Origin of the sequence: Solwaraspora sp. WMMB335 (assembly GCF_049179075.1) — a bacterium.
Lineage (GTDB): Bacteria > Actinomycetota > Actinomycetes > Mycobacteriales > Micromonosporaceae > Micromonospora_E.
In genome coordinates this window covers 2,141,520-2,157,261 of record NZ_JBMHMF010000001.1, presented here as the reverse complement: position 1 = coordinate 2,157,261, position 15,742 = coordinate 2,141,520, and the positions used below count along the sequence as shown (strand labels likewise).

The 15,742-nt window shown below is 71.4% G+C and carries 12 protein-coding genes; 8 read left to right on the top strand and 4 right to left on the bottom strand.

Annotation, left to right across the window (positions count from 1 at the left end; translation table 11 throughout):
• Nucleotides 1-196 precede the first annotated feature (196 nt).
• Nucleotides 197-1,294 carry a branched-chain amino acid aminotransferase gene (locus ACN27F_RS09015; RefSeq protein WP_421432327.1) on the top strand — a complete coding sequence of 366 codons (1,098 nt, stop codon included), beginning with the start codon at nucleotides 197-199 and terminating at the stop codon, nucleotides 1,292-1,294.
• A gap of 102 nt (nucleotides 1,295-1,396) precedes the next feature.
• Here the strand turns inward: ACN27F_RS09015 and ACN27F_RS09010 are convergent, their stop codons facing one another.
• Nucleotides 1,397-2,137: a tyrosine-protein phosphatase gene (locus tag ACN27F_RS09010; protein WP_421432324.1), complete on the bottom strand. Its 741-nt coding sequence runs from the start codon at nucleotides 2,135-2,137 to the stop codon at nucleotides 1,397-1,399.
• 69 nt (nucleotides 2,138-2,206) lie between these two features.
• Nucleotides 2,207-2,680, bottom strand: coding sequence for a PRC-barrel domain containing protein (locus ACN27F_RS09005; RefSeq protein ID WP_421432322.1), 474 nt, complete (start codon nucleotides 2,678-2,680; stop codon nucleotides 2,207-2,209).
• Between the two features lie 403 nt (nucleotides 2,681-3,083).
• Here ACN27F_RS09005 and cimA point away from each other — a divergent pair, with 403 nt between their 5' ends.
• On the top strand, nucleotides 3,084-4,682 hold the full coding sequence (gene cimA / locus ACN27F_RS09000; RefSeq protein WP_421432319.1) for a citramalate synthase: 1,599 nt from the start codon (nucleotides 3,084-3,086) through the stop codon (nucleotides 4,680-4,682).
• Nucleotides 4,683-4,691: 9 nt separating this feature from the next.
• Here cimA and ACN27F_RS08995 read toward each other — a convergent pair whose 3' ends face one another.
• The gene (locus tag ACN27F_RS08995) at nucleotides 4,692-5,654 is read right to left on the bottom strand and encodes an endonuclease/exonuclease/phosphatase family protein (protein ID WP_421440070.1); all 963 of its coding nucleotides are present in this window, start codon (nucleotides 5,652-5,654) and stop codon (nucleotides 4,692-4,694) included.
• Nucleotides 5,655-5,939: 285 nt separating this feature from the next.
• Here ACN27F_RS08995 and ACN27F_RS08990 point away from each other — a divergent pair, with 285 nt between their 5' ends.
• From ACN27F_RS08990 to arfB, 5 genes are read left to right on the top strand one after another with little or no spacing between them, the layout of a single operon-like run.
• Complete coding sequence (locus ACN27F_RS08990; RefSeq protein ID WP_421432316.1) at nucleotides 5,940-6,983, top strand: AAA family ATPase; 1,044 nt, start codon at nucleotides 5,940-5,942, stop codon at nucleotides 6,981-6,983.
• Between the two features lie 26 nt (nucleotides 6,984-7,009).
• Entirely contained in the window at nucleotides 7,010-8,044 is a 1,035-nt protein-coding gene (locus ACN27F_RS08985) for a DUF58 domain-containing protein (RefSeq protein WP_421440068.1), read from the top strand.
• On the top strand, nucleotides 8,041-9,003 hold the full coding sequence (locus ACN27F_RS08980; protein ID WP_421432314.1) for a VWA domain-containing protein: 963 nt from the start codon (nucleotides 8,041-8,043) through the stop codon (nucleotides 9,001-9,003). The genes ACN27F_RS08985 and ACN27F_RS08980 overlap by 4 nt, the downstream gene beginning before the upstream one ends.
• Nucleotides 9,004-9,014: 11 nt before the next feature.
• On the top strand, nucleotides 9,015-9,917 hold the full coding sequence (locus ACN27F_RS08975; RefSeq protein WP_421432312.1) for a S1C family serine protease: 903 nt from the start codon (nucleotides 9,015-9,017) through the stop codon (nucleotides 9,915-9,917).
• Nucleotides 9,918-9,965: 48 nt separating this feature from the next.
• Nucleotides 9,966-10,373 carry an alternative ribosome rescue aminoacyl-tRNA hydrolase ArfB gene (arfB, locus tag ACN27F_RS08970; protein WP_421440066.1) on the top strand — a complete coding sequence of 136 codons (408 nt, stop codon included), beginning with the start codon at nucleotides 9,966-9,968 and terminating at the stop codon, nucleotides 10,371-10,373.
• An 18-nt stretch (nucleotides 10,374-10,391) separates the two neighbouring features.
• Here the strand turns inward: arfB and ACN27F_RS08965 are convergent, their stop codons facing one another.
• Nucleotides 10,392-11,819: a S8 family serine peptidase gene (locus tag ACN27F_RS08965; RefSeq protein WP_421432310.1), complete on the bottom strand. Its 1,428-nt coding sequence runs from the start codon at nucleotides 11,817-11,819 to the stop codon at nucleotides 10,392-10,394.
• 385 nt (nucleotides 11,820-12,204) lie between these two features.
• On the opposite strand from ACN27F_RS08965, the gene ACN27F_RS08960 reads away from it, so the two are divergent.
• Nucleotides 12,205-15,603, top strand: coding sequence for a diguanylate cyclase (locus ACN27F_RS08960; protein ID WP_421432309.1), 3,399 nt, complete (start codon nucleotides 12,205-12,207; stop codon nucleotides 15,601-15,603).
• Nucleotides 15,604-15,742: the final 139 nt, after the last annotated feature.

The window sequence follows — 15,742 nt, the reverse complement described above, 5'->3', positions numbered from 1 at the left end:
GGTGCTGGTAGGGCGGTCGTCGCGGTGGATGTTCCCACGTCGGACGTTCCTGCCCCGTCGGCACCGCGGCGCGCGGGCCGTCCCGGCAGCGGTACCGCCATGTCGACGGCGCCGCTGCGGTGGTTCCCGCTGAACGAACGTTCGGGGTAAATTGCATGTCACAGCTCCGTCATTTCTCGCCATGGAGGTCAGCCCGATGATCGGCGGTGACAAACTCGATTTCGAGATCCGTCCGAATCCGCACCCGGTAGCCGTCGCGGAACGCGCAGCACTGCTGGCCAATCCCGGATTCGGCCAGGTCTTTACCGACCATATGGTTACCATTCGGTACGCCGAGGGCAAGGGCTGGTACGACGCGCGGGTGGAGCCGCGCGGCCCGATCCCGATGGATCCGGCCGCCGCCGTGCTGCACTACGCCCAGGAGATCTTCGAAGGACTCAAGGCCTACCACGCGGCGGACGGCGGCGTGACGATGTTCCGCCCGGCGGCCAACGCGGCGCGGTTCGCCGCCTCGGCGGCCCGGATGGCGATGCCGGCGCTGCCGGAGCAGGCCTTCCTGGATTCGCTGCACCAACTGATCACCGTGGATCGGCAGTGGATTCCCACCAGCGACGACGGCAGCCTCTACCTGCGTCCGTTCATGTTCGCGAGCGAGGTTTTCCTCGGTGTGCGGCCGGCCCACGAATACCTCTACCTGGTGATCGCCTCCCCGGTCGGTTCGTACTTCTCCGGTGGGGTGAAACCGGTGACGGTCTGGGTGTCCTCGCTCTACACGAGGGCCGCGCCGGGTGGGACCGGGGCGGCGAAGTGCGGTGGCAACTATGCCGCCTCGCTGGTGGCGCAGGCCGAGGCCATCGAACACGGCTGCGACCAGGTGGTGTTCCTCGACGCGGTGCAGCGACGCTACGTCGACGAGCTCGGCGGCATGAACGTCTTCTTCGTCTACCAGGACGGATCGATCGTGACGCCGCCGCTGACCGGGGCCATTCTGCCCGGTATCACCCGGGACTCGCTGATCACCCTGGCCCGCCGGGCCGGTCACGACGTCGCCGAGCGCCCGGTCAGCCTCGACGAGTGGCGCACCGACGCAGCCAGCGGCCGACTGCGTGAGGTGTTCGCCTGCGGTACCGCTGCGGTGATCACCCCGATCGGCCGGGTGCGCGGGGCCGACGGGGAGTTCACCATCGCCGACGGCGGGCCCGGCCAGGTGACCATGTCGCTGCGGCAGAGCCTGGTGGACATCCAGCGCGGCCGGGTCGCCGACCCGGACGGCTGGGTCCACCGTGTGCTCTAGCAGCCGGCGCTGACCGCTGGACCGGCACCGTCGGCAACCACATGAGGCCGCTTCGGCAACCGCACGATGCCGCTGCGGGAACGCCTGCTCCGCCGCCCGGCGTCAGCTGAGCAGATGCTCCCGCAGCGCGTCGATCCGCTCGCTCGACAGTCCGGCACCGCGCAGGTAGTTCTCGACGGAGCCGTGGCGCTGCCGCAGCTCGGTCAGGAACGTCTGCATCGCCTCCGCCGGGCACGAGAAGTACGGCACCGGCACCAGCTGTTTGTCGCCCTGCCGGGTCTTCAACCAGGCCAGCAGACGTTCGCTGCCGGCCGTGCTCAAGGCGTAGTCCTCGGCGATCACCGAGTCGCGCACCCCCAGCAGGGACAGGGCCATCGCACAGACCACCCCGGTGCGGTCCTTGCCGGCCATGCAGTGCACCACGGCCGGCGCGGCCTGCTCCTCGGCCAGCAGCGCGATGGCCGCGACGATGCCGTCGGCGGCCTGCTCCGCCAGGTCGTGGTACCGGTTGGCGAGGTAGCGCGCCGCGCCCTGCTCCTCCTGGTAGGGGATCTCGTTCCAGTCCTGATGGGTCAGATGGATGTTGCGGTACTCCAGCCCGTCCGCGTGCCGGATCCGCCCGTACTTGTCGACCTCCTGCGGCCGGCGCAGGTCGATCACGGTCCGCACGCCGAGCGCGGTGAAGGCCACGTCGTCGTCGGCGTCGAGCCGGTGCGGTGAGTCGGCGCGGTAGATCCGCTGCCACCGTACGGTCCGGCCGTCCAGGCCCGGGTAGCCGCCGATGTCGCGGAAGTTGAACATGGTGGAGAAGGCCAGGGAACGCGTCATCGCGGCGAGATCCATGGCGTCAACGGTAACGACGCCGCCGCGTCGGCGGAAAGCCGCGCCCACGGAGGCCCGGTGTGGCCTCGCTCAGCGGATCCGGCCGGGGGCGAACGGCGGGACCGGGGTGCCGTAGGTGCCGCCGTAGTAGGACCCGAGCTCATCGCGGTACGCGACATCCCCGGTCATCGTGTCGTCGTACTCCGGGGCTTCCTTGATCTGGTCCTTGGACCGGTCGACGTACACCTTCTCCTCGGTGTGGTCGACGTGGTTGACCACACCGGCCGGGAGCATGACCTTCTTGCCGAAGATCCAGGGACCGGTGTCGACGACGAGGTAGCTGCCGTCCAGTTCGTGGTTGGCAGAGTCGATCTTGCCGATGCCGCCGTCGGTCGCCTCGACCCGGTAGCCGGCGAGGTTGACACCGTCGACGCCGGCATCGTCACGGTAGCGCCACGGGTCGAAGTCGCCGGCCGGCGCACCGCCGACGACGGCACCCTGACCGCCGAGCGGCATCGGGTCCGGAATTTGGGACGGGGTTGCCTGCGGATCGAGCCTGTCCATCGGAGGTCACTCCTCTGCTCGGCTGAGCTGACTGCGTCGTAGTCCCTGAGATACCCGCGTCGGTCGATTGCTACACCTCGTCGCCATAGAGTGGTATCGCTCGGTGGGGTCGTCCGGTCGTCCCGCGATGTGGATTCGACTACCGGCCGACGGCGCGGCGGTGGCAGAGTACCCCGCGTGACTCGCCTCGTACTGATTATCGGCAGCTAGCGCGCCCGGCACCCGCCCGCCGAGCGCGCAGACCTCCCGCAACCGCGGGGGGTCTTTTTGTTGGCCGGTACGGGCGGGTCGAGGCGGTCCGGCCGTCCCGCGCAACGCCCAGGTCCGTCCATCAGCCCTGGGTCGGCATCGCCACTGCGGCGGTCGGTGCGGCGCACAGCGAGGCATCAGCGAAAGGATTGACATGACTTTCCAGGTCTACGACACCACTCTGCGTGACGGTGCCCAACGGGAGGGCATCAGCTACTCGGTGGTCGACAAACTTGCCGTCGCACGGCTGCTCGACGACTTCGGGGTCGGCTTCATCGAGGGCGGCTGGCCGGGGGCGATGCCGAAGGACACCGAGTTCTTCCGTAGAGCCCGCACCGAACTCGACCTGCGGCACGGCACGCTGGTCGCGTTCGGTGCCACCCGCAAAGCCGGCGTCCGGGTCGCCGACGATCCGCAGGTACGCGCGCTGCTCGACGCCGAGACCCCGGCCGTCTGCCTGGTGGCCAAGTCCGACATCCGCCACGTCGAGCGGGCGTTGCGGACCAGCGCGGCGGAGAACCTCGCCATGGTCGCCGACACCGTCGCCCACTTCGTCGCCGCCGGCCGCCGGGTCTTCCTCGACTGCGAACACTTCTTCGACGGCTTCCGGTTCGACCCGGCGTACACCGCCTCGGTGGTCGTGGCGGCGGCGGACGCCGGCGCCGAGGTCGTGGTGATGTGCGACACCAACGGTGGCATGCTGCCGTCGCAGATCGGAGCCGCCATCGCCGACCTGCTCGGGCGCACCGGACTGGCTCCCGACCGGCTCGGCATCCACTGCCAGAACGACACCTCCTGCGCGGTGGCCAACACCGTCGCCGCCGTCGAAGCGGGCGTACGTCACTTCCAGGGCACCGCCAACGGCTACGGTGAACGCCCCGGCAACGCCGACCTGTTCGCGGTGGTGGCCAACCTGCAACTCAAGCTCGGGTTGCCGGTCCTACCGGACGGCTGCCTGGGGCAGATGGTGCGCGTCTCGCACGCCATCGCCGAGATCGCCAACATCGCCCCCGACACCCACCAGGCCTATGTCGGGGCCGCCGCCTTCGCCCACAAGGCCGGGCTGCACGCGAGCGCGATCAAAGTGGATCCGGTGCTGTACAACCACGTCGACCCGTCGGTTGTCGGCAACGACATGCGGATCCTGGTGACCGAGATGGCCGGCCGGGCCAGCATCGAGCTGAAGAGTCGGGAACTCGGCCTGGACCTGGCCGGCCATCCGGACGCCCTGTCTCGGGTCACCAAGCGGGTCAAGGAGATGGAGGCCGGCGGCTGGTCGTTCGAGGCCGCCGACGCGTCCTTCGAACTGCTGGTCCGCTCCGAACTCGCGGCCGACGCCGGCACCGTCACCGCGCGTCCGTTCACCCTGGAGTCCTACCGGGTGCAGGTCGAGCACCGCGAGGACGACGCGGTCGTCTCCGAGGCCACCGTGAAGGTCCGGGTACGCGAGGAACGGGTGATCGCCACCGCGGAGGGCAACGGACCGATCAACGCCCTGGACGAGGCGCTACGGGTGGCCCTGCGCAGCCACTACCCGGAGCTGACCGGGTTCCGACTCGCCGACTACAAGGTGCGCATCCTGGAGGGCAGCCAGGGCACCGGCGCGATCACCCGGGTGCTGGTCGAGACGGTCGACGGCAACGCCCGGGACTGGACCACCGTCGGTGTGCACGAGAACGTGGTCGAGGCCAGTTGGCACGCGCTGGTCGACGCGCTCACCTACGGGCTGGCCCGTACCTCGGCCGCGGTCTGACCGGGCGACTCACGGAACCGGCAGCACCAGCGTGGCGACGACCATCCGGTGGTCGCTGCCGGGCACCGTGCGCACCGACACCGTGTCCACCCGGATCCGCTCGTCCACCAGGACCCGGTCGAGGGTCACCGGCGGGATCGGGGAGCCGTCGTACGGACCCCAGGTGCCGACCAGGCCGTCGCCGGTGGCCGCCGCCGCGTCCAGGTAGCCGGCGGCGATCAGCCGGCGCAGCGGCGCGTGGTCCAGCGTGGCGTTGAAGTCCCCGGCGAGGATCCGGGGCGCGCCGCGCGGGTCCGGCCGGGGCTGCCCGGCCAGGTCGGCCCGCCACAGCGGCAGCGTGTGCAGCGCGAACGGTGCCATCGGGTGGGCCGACTCGACCAGGACCGGGGTGCTGCCGGGCACCCGTACGGTCGCGTACGACTGGGCGAACCCGCCGACGTTGCGTCGCATGCCCTCGTCGGTCAGCGGCCACCGCGAGTAGACCGCCGACCCGGTCGTACCGACCTCCGCGTCGGCCCGCCGGTGCGGCAGCAGGTCGGCTATGCCCAGGTGGTCCAGCCGTGCCTGCGCGGCCGGGGTGAACTCCTGCAACGTGAGCACGTCGACCTGCTCCTTGTGCAGCAGGCCGATCAGCACCGGCAGGTCGGCCGCCCCGGCCAGGAGGTTGGCGGTCGCTACCCGGACGTGCAGCCCGTCGGCCGTCCCGTCAGCGGCCGGCCCGCCGTCCGCCACCGCCCTGGGCAGTACCGCGACCGCCAGCAGCACCACCGCCAGCAGAGCGGCCGCGCCGGCCCACACCCGGCGCAGCACCACCGCCAGAATCAGCGGGAGCAGTGTCCAGGCCGCGACATAAGGCGTGAACGCGAACAACTGCACCAGCGGTCCCCGTTCCCACCCGACCAGCCGGATCACCGCCCAGAGCAGGCCCGGAGTCGCCAGGAACCACACCAGCCAGCCCCATCGCCCACGCAGCCGTCCTGCGGCCGGAGGGGGTGGCGCAACCGTCTCGGTCGGTACCTCCACGCTGGGCACGGTATCCGGCGTGGCCCAACCGCCGCCCACCGGTGGCGGCTCTGTCGCCGAATGCCTGGTACGGGGTGGTCCGTCCGTATCCCATGACCGGTAATCACCCGGTCGGACGGGCACCGTCGTGTTAGAGCGTCCCGATCCCGGGCAACCCCGCGCCGGGCGCCGGGCTAGCCCTGGTGGTACGAGCGAGGGCGGCCCGGGTGAGGCAGACCAGGCGAGGACGGTGCGATGACGAGCGAGCCACAACCGGGCACGGAGCCCTCGGCCGGGGCCGTCCCCGCCGCAGCAGCCTTGGAGCAGGCGCTGTTCGAGGTCAAACGGGTCATCGTCGGTCAGGACCGACTGGTGGAGCGGTTGCTGACCTCGTTGCTGGCCAACGGCCACTGTCTGCTCGAAGGCGTTCCGGGAATCGCCAAGACCCTCGCCGCGCAGACTCTTGCGGTCGCGGTCGGCGGTACCTTCGCGCGCATCCAGTTCACGCCGGATCTCGTGCCGTCGGACATCGTCGGGACCCGGATCTACCGCGCGTCCACCGAGACCTTCGATGTCGAACTCGGCCCGGTGATGGCCAACCTGGTCCTCGCCGACGAGATCAACCGGGCACCGGCCAAGGTCCAGTCGGCGTTGCTGGAGGCGATGGCCGAGCGCCAGGTGTCCATCGGCGGCCGTAGCTACCCGGTGCCCGAACCGTTCCTGGTGCTGGCCACCCAGAATCCGATCGAGTCCGAAGGGGTCTACCAGCTGCCGGAGGCCCAGCGCGACCGGTTCCTGATGAAGGTCGTGGTCGACTACCCAACCGACGAGGAGGAACTGGGCATCCTCTACCGGATGGGGGTCGAGCGCCCTCAGTCGCGCCAGGTGCTCGGCATCGGCCAGTTGCGTGAGATGCAGCGGCAGGCGCGCGAGGTCTTCGTGCACCACGCCCTCGCCGAGTACATCGTCCGGCTGGTGCTCGCCACCCGCCGACCCCAACTGTTCGGCCTGCCCGAACTGGCCGGACTGCTCGCGTACGGCGCCAGCCCGCGCGCCACCCTCGGAATGGTCGCCGCCGCCCGTGGGCTGGCGCTGCTGCGCGGTCGTGACTACGTACTTCCCGAGGACGTGCGGGAACTCGCGGTCGACGTGATCGGCCACCGGCTGGTGCTCTCCTTCGACGCGGTCGCCGACGGGATCACCGCCGAATCCATCGTCCGCCGGCTGGTGCAGGTGGTGCCGCCCCCGCGGATCGCTCCCGCGCACGACCAGCGGCCCGGGCTGGCGGCTGTGGCGTGACCGGCCGACGCGAGCGACCGGGGCCGGTGGGTCCCGCCACGCTGCCGGAGCTCACGCCGCCGGACACCGTGCGGCGGCTCGAACTGGCGGTCACCCGACGGCTGGACGGACTGCTGCACGGCCAGTACCTCGGCCTGCTGCCCGGTGCCGGCAGCGAATTGTCCGGTAGCCGGGAGTACCGGCCCGGCGAGGACGAGGTACGGCGGATGGACTGGGCGGTCACCGCCCGTACCACCGTGCCGCACGTACGCGAGGTCGACGCCGATCGGGAACTGACCTGCCAGGTGCTGGTGGACGGCACGCCCAGCATGGACTTCGGCACCGGCGAACTGGAAAAGCGGGAGCTCGCGGTGGCGGCGGTCGCGACGGTCGGCTTCCTCACCGCCGGGACCGGCAACCGCCTCGGCGTACACCTGCTCGGCGCCACCGGGATCCGGCGCTTTCCGACCGGCACCGGACGCGACCATCTGTCGTGCCTGCTGCGGGCGCTGCTGGCCGCGCCGCGTACGGCGCCCGACGCGACGCCACCCGGTCACCTGCCCGGTCTCGCCGACGCCATCGACGGGCTACACCGGTCCGCCACCCGGCGCGGGCTGGCCGTGGTGATCTCCGACTTCCTCGACGGGCTCTCCGACGACGGGCTCTCCGACGGCGGGCTCTCCGACGACGGGCGAGCGGGCGGTGGAACCGGCCCGGACTGGGAGCGGTCGCTGCGCCGGCTGGCGGCCGCACATCAGGTGCTCGCGGTGGAGGTCACCGATCCGCGCGAGCTCGACCTGCCGGACGTCGGGGTGATCACGCTGATCGACCCGGAAACCGGCCGACGGCGTGAGATCAGCACCGCCGGGCGGGACCTGCGGCAGCGGTACGCGCAGGCGGCAGCCGCCCAGCGGGACCAGATCGCCCGGGCGATCCGCCGGGCCGGCGCGGCCCATCTGGTGCTGCGCACTGATCGGGACTGGGTGGCCGACATCGTCCGGCACGTGCACCGCCAGCGGCAGTTGGCGGCCACCGCCGTACCGGCACCGGCCGCCGGGAAACGGGAGGGGACGACCCGATGAGCTGGCAATCACCGGAACGCCTCTGGCTGCTCCTCGGCGTGCTGGCGCTGGCCGGCGGCTACCTGTTGCGGCAACGGCGGGGCAGCCGGTACGCGGTCCGGTTCACCAACCTGCGGTTGCTGGACCGGGTGGCACCGGACCGACCGGCATGGCGTCGGCACCTGCCGGCCGGGTTGTTCCTGGCCATGCTGGCGCTGCTGGTGGCCGGCTTCGCCCGGCCGATGGACGACGTACGGGTGCCCCGGGAACGGGCCACCGTGATGGTGGCGGTGGATGTGTCGACCTCGATGCTGGCCAACGACGTACGGCCGGACCGGCTCAGCGCCGCGAAACGCTCGGCGCACGAGTTCGTCGACGCCCTGCCCCGTCAGTTCAATGTGGGCCTGGTCGCGTTCGCCGGTAACGCCTCGGTACTGGTCGGACCGGGCACCGACCGGGAAGCCCTCGCCGCTGGGATCGACCGCCTGGCCGAGGGGATCACCGGTGCCCAGGGCACCGCGATCGGCGAGGCGATCAAGACCTCGCTGGAGGCGATCCGCTCGCTGGACGCGAAAGCGGCGCAGGAACCACCACCGGCCAGGATCGTGTTGCTCTCCGACGGCGCGAACACTTCCGGCCGATCCCCCGAGTCGGCGGCGGCCGAGGCGGTCGACGCGAGCATCCCGATCGACACCATCTCGGTCGGCACCGACGCCGGCTACATCGACTACGGCGGCGGCCGACCGCTGCGGGTGCCGGTGGACGGTGAGAATCTCGAAGCCGTCGCCGACCTGACCGGGGGTGCCTACCACGAGGCGGCCAGCAGCAAGCAGCTGAGCTCGATCTACGCGGACATCGGTACGTCGGTGGGCTACCGGCTGGAACCGACCGACGTGTCCGCTCGGTTCATCGGGCTGGGCCTGCTGCTCGCGTTGGCCGCCGCCGGTACGTCGCTGCTGTGGTTCGCCCGCCTGCCGTGAAGGAGGACAGCATGACTGTGCCAACCGGGCTGGGTGAGCCGCGGGGTCCCGGGTTCATCGCACCGGAAACGGATCCCTGGGCCCGGCTGGAAGGGCTGGCCGGGCCGGTGCCGCAACCTGCGGGCCGCTGGCGGCACCGGCTCCTCGCCACGGCAGGGGTGGTGCTGCTGTCGGTGACCTCCGGCGGCCTGGCCGGTGGGGCGGTGGCCGGCTTCGGCCCAGGACCGGTACGGCCCACGGCGGGTGCGCCGTCGCCGTCGCCGTCGACCGGCGCGGGCGTACCGGCGGATCTGGTCGCCGCCGCCGCCCAAGCCCTGCCTGGTGTGGTGTCGGTCCAGGTCAGCCGGGGCAGCATGGTGTCCGGCGGGTCCGGGTTCGCCATCGACGACCAGCATCACATCATCACCAACGATCACATCCTCGACGGGGACAGCCCACCGGGCACACCGCTCAACGGTCACCAGATCAGCGTGGTCGCCCCCGACGGCCGGCGGATCGTCGCCGAGGTCGTCGGCCGCGACCCGGGCAGCGACATCGCGGTCCTTCGGGTGCCCGCGTCGGCCGGCCTGCGTCCGCTGGTGCTTGCCGAACCCGGTTCGACCCAGGTCGGTGAGGCCGTCCTGGCGGTCGGCTCACCGCTGGGCCTGTCCGGCACTGTCACCGCCGGAATCGTCAGCGCACTGGACCGGCAGGTGCGGTTGGGCAACGGCGGGCGGCAGACCGCCGTACAGACCGATGCCTCGATCAACCCGGGCAACTCGGGCGGGCCGCTGGTCAACGCCGACGGTGAGGTGATCGGGGTCAACACCGCGATCGCGACCCTGGAGGGTGCCGGGTCGATCGGAATCGGATTCGCGATCCCGATCCAGCGGGCGGAGCAGACCGCGGATGCGATCATCCGACGTGGTGGCTGAGCCGGGCATCGGCGGTACTGTCAGGTGGTGGCGGCGCAGGACGTACGGATCACCGAAGATGTGGTGATTCCGGCCAGTGAACTGACGGAGCGGTTTTCCCGGTCGTCCGGTCCCGGCGGCCAGGGCGTCAACACCACGGACTCCCGGGTCGAGCTGTCGTTCGACGTCGCCGCTTCGGCGGCGTTGCCGCAGTGGCTACGCGACCGGGCGCTGCAGCGGCTGGCCGGCAGGCTGGTCGGCGGCGTGCTCACCATCACCGCGAGCGAACACCGGAACCAGCTGGCGAACCGGGCCGCCGCCCGGGAGCGCCTCGCCGTGGTGCTGCGGGACGCGGTCGCCGCGCCGGCGCGCTCGCGACGGCCGACCCGGCCGTCGCGAGCGGCCAAGGAGCGCCGGATCACCGACAAGAAACGCCGGGCGCAGACCAAACGGCTGCGCCGCGGCGATCTCGACTGATCCGGGGCCGGTGGTGGTTCAGCACCAGCAGGCGCTCGCCCAGCTGTCGGTGGACCAGAAGTGCGAGCCCCAGTCGCCGGGCGTCCAGGCGCCGGTGGACCAGAAGTGGCTCGACCAGGCGGGGTCGGTCCACGATCCGGAGCCGTCCCAGGACGGCGAGGTCCAGGTGGCCCCGGCCCAGGTTTGACTGGCCCAGGAGCTGCCGGTCCAACCGTCGCCGGCCATCCGGTGTCCGAGCCACAGCCCGCCGCTCCAGGCGGTGCGCGCCGCCGACTGACCGGCCCACCCCGAGCTGCTGAAGGTGCCGAAGATGCTCCGCTCGCCGTCGAGTGTCACGCCGTTGCGGACCACCCGGCTGGTGCCTCGGGACGTGTCGATCGGGCCGGTACCGTCGGAGCGCGTCCACTGCTGCGGGTACCACACCGGGCTGTAGCCGAGCGCGGCGTGCAGGTTGAGGGTGCGTAGCCCGAAGTTCGCCCCCGGGCCGTTAGGCAAAAAGGTCCCGCTTTCCACCAGAACCTGCTTGACCTGGTCCGGAGTGAGCCAGGGCTTGGACTGCAGCAGCAGGGCGGCGGTGGCCGAGGTGACCGCGACCGCCTGCGACGTGCCGGTGCCACGGAACAGCGTGGTGCCGACCCGAGCCCCGGGATAACTGTTGTCTACGTTGGATCCCGGATTGCGCAGGGAGAGCACCGACTCGCCGGGTGCGAGCACTTCCACCTGCTTGCCGGCGTTGGCGAGGTTGGTGAACGGTGCCAACTCGTCATCCGCAGTGGTCAGTGTGCCCTTGGTCAGGCTGGCTCCGACCGCGAGGACGTACGGATTGGCCGCCGGATTGTCCAACCGGCCGAACCCGTTGCCGTCGTTGCCGGCCGCGGCCACCACCACGATGCCGGCATGCCAGGCCTGTTCCACCGCGAAATGCAGCGGATCGGTCCAGAAGGCGGGGTTGCCGGCGCTGCCGTAGGCAAGGTTGAGTACCCGGATCGGATGGGACGGATCGTGATTGCGGTTGGCGACCACCCAGTCGACCGCCGCGATGACCTGTGACACGTCGACCGCGCCGTTGGCGGTCCCGACCTTCACCGACGTCAGCTTCGCCTTCGGGGCGAGCCCGAGGGAGCCGCTGGTCGCGTCGTCACCGACGATCACGCCGGCGAGGTGGGTGCCGTGTCCGTACGTGTCGAGCCACCGTAGGTTGGTGGCCTGCGACTCGAACGACAGGTCGGGTCCGTTCACGATCCGGTTGGCCGGCAACCCGGGCACCGGTACGACACCGGTGTCGATGATGGCGATGCCGATGCCGGTGCCGTCGAGGTGCGCGGTGGTCGCGGTGTTCGCGCCGACGATGGTCCGGATGTCGGCCAGCGAGGTACCCGGGCTACTGCCGGCGGAGCCGTTCCAGAGGCTGGCGAATCCACCGGCCGGCGTGCCGACCTGCGCCATGGGCGCATGGCCGGAACCGGCGGGTCCCGTGGCCAGCAGCGCGAGGACAGTCGACAGTACGATGATCCGTTTCCGGCCGCGGCGCTGCCCGAACGCAGCACTTGTGCTTTGCACCGGTGTGTTCCTCCTGACGGCAGAAGATCAAGCTGATCCTGAATGTCCATCCGCGAGCGTGTGTCATCACGAATCACCACGGTGGACGCGTTACGTAGCAGAAACCCCATGGCTGAGAACTAACATCCTCCTATCGTGTAGGACGTGCGGCGGGCCGGGTGAGTCCGGACCATGTGGTCGATGGATAACATCGCGTTTGTGGTGACATAGGCAACGACACTGTTAACCACGCCGACATGCCGGCGGTGACGAGGACGGTGAGAGGTACGACGTGGCGGCGACCGATCCGGTCACGGGCGCCCGTCCGCGTGCGTCCCTTGAGCCTTACCTGAGGCGCCAGTTGAGTCGGCCCGCGCAACCCTGCGGCGTGTTCCTGTTCGACATCGACTTCTTCAAAACAGTCAATGATGTTTACGGTCACCTGCGGGGTGACCAGGTACTGCGACAGCTCACCGAACGGGTCCGGGAGATCTGCCGTCCGCAGGACATGCTGTTCCGCTACGGCGGTGACGAGTTCGTCGTGGTGCTGCCGGAGACCGGTCGGGTCGAGGCGATCCGGCTCGCGCTGCGGCTGACCGAGCAGCTGCGTGGCACCGAGTTCGACGGCGATCCGCCGCTGCACCTGACCGTCAGCGTCGGCGTCGCGACCGCTCCCGAAGACGGCGCGAGCCCGGTCGACCTGTTGGAGCACGCCGACCGGCGCAACTATCTCGCCAAGCGGCGGGGCCGTGACGGTGCGGTCGCCGACGACGTGGAGACCACCGACGGAGCCGGCTCCCGGCTGTGGGAGCGGGACGACGCGCTGCGGCGTACCCATGAGTTCTTGAACCGGTTGCAGGTCCTCGGCCGGGGTGTGGCGCGGGTCCACGGACAACGCGGTGCCGGGCACAGCCGTTTCCTGGCCGAGGCGGCCCGCCTCGCCGCGCTGCGCGGATTCTCCGTGGTCACCGTGCCGGCCGAGCCCGACCCGCTGCCGCTGCCGGTCTTCGCCGAGCGGGTTCTGCTGGTCGCGGACCTGGCCGCCGCCGACCGGGTGCCGCAGCTGCTGCGCCAGTGGTGTCGGCCGCGGCTGCTGCCGGCGGTGCTGGGCCTGCTGCAGGCCAGTGCCGACGTCGGGCGGGTCGTGCCGAGGCCCGAGGCCGCCGGCGGCGGGGCGCCGACGGCGGTGGCCGGGCCTGACCCGCTGCCCGGACTCGACCTGCCCGACATGAACCTGCCGGAGCTGGACCAGATCGAACTGACCCCGTGGTCGCCGGCGACGTTGCGGATCTGGCTGCGGACGACGCTTCGCGGTGAGCCCAGTCGGACCCTGGTCTCCTGGTTCGCCCGGCAGTCCGCCGGGCTGCCGGCCGCCGCCGCCCGGGAGCTGGACCGGATGCGCGCCCGCCGTGGGCTGATCGGGTCCGGCACCGGCGGCTGGACGCTCAGCCCGGAGGTGCTGGCCCGCCCCGACCGGCGGGTGCGGCTACCGACCCCGATGACCCCGCTGGTCGGTCGGGACCACGACATCGGCCGGGTCGCCGACCTGCTGGCTACCGGCCGCCTGATCACCCTGGTCGGAGCCGGCGGCATCGGCAAGACCCGGCTGTCGCTGTCGGTCGCCGCCACCGCGGCGTCGCGGTTCGACGACGGTGTCTGCTTCGTCGCGCTCGCCGCCTGCCGCACCGCCGACGAGGTGCTCGGCGCGGTGGCCGCAGCGGTCGACGTGCCGCAGTGGCCCGGACAGTCCGTGCTGCCCCCGTTGATCGACCATCTCGCCGACGCCGATCTGCTGCTGGTGCTGGACAACCTGGAACAGGCGCTCAGTGCCGGACCGCCGTTGGGTGAGCTGCTGGCCGGTGCGGCCCGGCTCCGGGTGCTCGCCACCAGCCGTGAGCCGCTGCGGATATACGGCGAACAGGTCTACCGGGTTCCGCCGTTGCCGTTGCCGCCGTTGACGGATCTGCCGCAGGGGACGTCGGCCGCCACCCGGGCGGTGGCCGAACATCCCGCGATCGCGTTGTTCGACCAGCTCGCCAGGGCGGCCGACGCCGACTACGCACTGACCACCGAGACACTCCCGGCGGTGGCGCGACTGTGCCGGCGCCTGGACGGCCTGCCGCTGGCCATCGAGCTGGCCGCGGCCCGGATCGACCAGTTGAGCCCGGCCGAGTTGCTGGACCGACTGTTCCCGCATCTGGACGCCCTCGGTCCAGGCCCGCGGGACCGCCCGGCGCGCCAGCAGACCCTGCACGGCACCGTGGACTGGAGCTACGGCCTGCTCGATCCGCTGCACCAGGAGGTGTTCACCGCGGCCGCGGTGTTCACCGCTCCGGCTGCCGCCACCGCGATCGCCGCCGTCGCCGACGTCGAGGAGATGGACAGCGCGCGGATCAGCGAGGTGCTGGAGGCGCTGGTACGCAAGAGCCTGCTGATCGCCTCGACCGGCGCGGGGTCCCGGCGGTACGCCATGCTCAACACCATCGCGGCTCGGGCCCGGCAGCTGGCCACCGTCGACCGGCAGGCCCGCCACCGGAGCAACTATCTGACCTACTGGATGACGGTGGCGGACCGGGCAGCGGTCGGCATGGCCGGACCGGAGCAGGGGAGCTGGGCGGAATCGCTCGACCACGACTATCCCGATCTGCGTGCCGCGCTCGACCAGGCGGTCGGTGGTGGCGAGCTGGCCGCTGCCGCCCGGTTGTGCCTGGGCCTGTGGCGGTACTGGCGCAACGGCAGCCAGATCCGCGACGGCCGGGAGTGGCTCGATCAGGTGCTCTCGGCACCGGCCGGGTTGCCGGCCGACGCTCGCCGGCAGTTGCTCTACCCGGCGGCGGTGCTCGCCGCGACCCAGGACGACACCGCCACCGCAGCCCGGCTGGGCGGTGAGTGCCTGACCAGCTGCCAGCAGGACGGTGATCTGGAGGGCACCGCGCGGGCCCGCAACATTCTCGGCGTGTCGGCGATGCTCGCCGGCCGCTACGACGAGGCGGCCGACCACCTTCGCTACGGGCTGGAGGTGTGGCGTGAGCTGGGTGCCAAGTCCGGGATGGCCATCGCCCTGGGCAACCTCGCCAAGGTCTGTCTGCGGCTCGGCGAGGTGGCCGACGCCGACTGGCACATCGACCGGTGTCTCGCCCTGGAGCGGGAAGCCGGTAACAGCCGCGGCGTACTGCTGGGCCTGACCTGTCAGGCGGAGATCCTGCTGGCCCGGCCGGACCCGGCCGCTGCGGCGAAGGTCGCCCGCGACGCGCTCGACCTGGCTACCGAGCTGGGCGACCTGTTCGGCGAGGCGGTCGCGCTGCATCTGCTCGGCCAGAGTGAACTCGCCCGCGGTGACCGGGCGGCGGCGTTGCGGTTGTTCATCGCGGCGTTGGAACGCCGGTTCGAGCTCGGCGACCGGGCCGACCTCGCGACATCGCTGGAGACGGTGGCCGAAGTCATCGTCGTCGACGACGCCGGCCTGGCCGTCCGGATCCTCGCGGCGGTCGATTCGTTGCGCCGCCGCTACGGGCTCGCGGCACCGGTCGCGGTCGACGCCCGTCGGGACACCACCCTGGCCGCCGCCCGCGCCGATCTCGGACCGCGAGCCGTCGACGTCGCCTGGCGCAACGGCGTGGACACCCCGCTCGACCTGGTCGTCGATCAGGCACTCGACTGTGCCTCCGGAGGGGCGAAGAGCAGTTACTGATGCGGTGAGCGACAGAACGCGACCGTGAAGGTGACGGAGTGGACAGCGGGAGAGGCCGACGGGGCCGGTGGCCGTGCAGCGTCGACCCGGCACGGCATATGCCGGCAAGTCCGGGACCGTCCCGGTGCTAGGGTCCCGA

Coding starts and splice junctions, on each gene's coding strand:
- ACN27F_RS08965 (WP_421432310.1), bottom strand. CDS start 11,819: ATGGCGCAGGTCGGCACGCCGGCCGGTGGATTCGCCAGCCTCTGGAAC.
- ACN27F_RS08990 (WP_421432316.1), top strand. CDS start 5,940: ATGACGAGCGAGCCACAACCGGGCACGGAGCCCTCGGCCGGGGCCGTC.
- cimA (WP_421432319.1), top strand. CDS start 3,084: ATGACTTTCCAGGTCTACGACACCACTCTGCGTGACGGTGCCCAACGG.
- ACN27F_RS08980 (WP_421432314.1), top strand. CDS start 8,041: ATGAGCTGGCAATCACCGGAACGCCTCTGGCTGCTCCTCGGCGTGCTG.
- ACN27F_RS09010 (WP_421432324.1), bottom strand. CDS start 2,137: ATGGATCTCGCCGCGATGACGCGTTCCCTGGCCTTCTCCACCATGTTC.
- ACN27F_RS09015 (WP_421432327.1), top strand. CDS start 197: ATGATCGGCGGTGACAAACTCGATTTCGAGATCCGTCCGAATCCGCAC.
- ACN27F_RS09005 (WP_421432322.1), bottom strand. CDS start 2,680: ATGGACAGGCTCGATCCGCAGGCAACCCCGTCCCAAATTCCGGACCCG.
- ACN27F_RS08975 (WP_421432312.1), top strand. CDS start 9,015: ATGACTGTGCCAACCGGGCTGGGTGAGCCGCGGGGTCCCGGGTTCATC.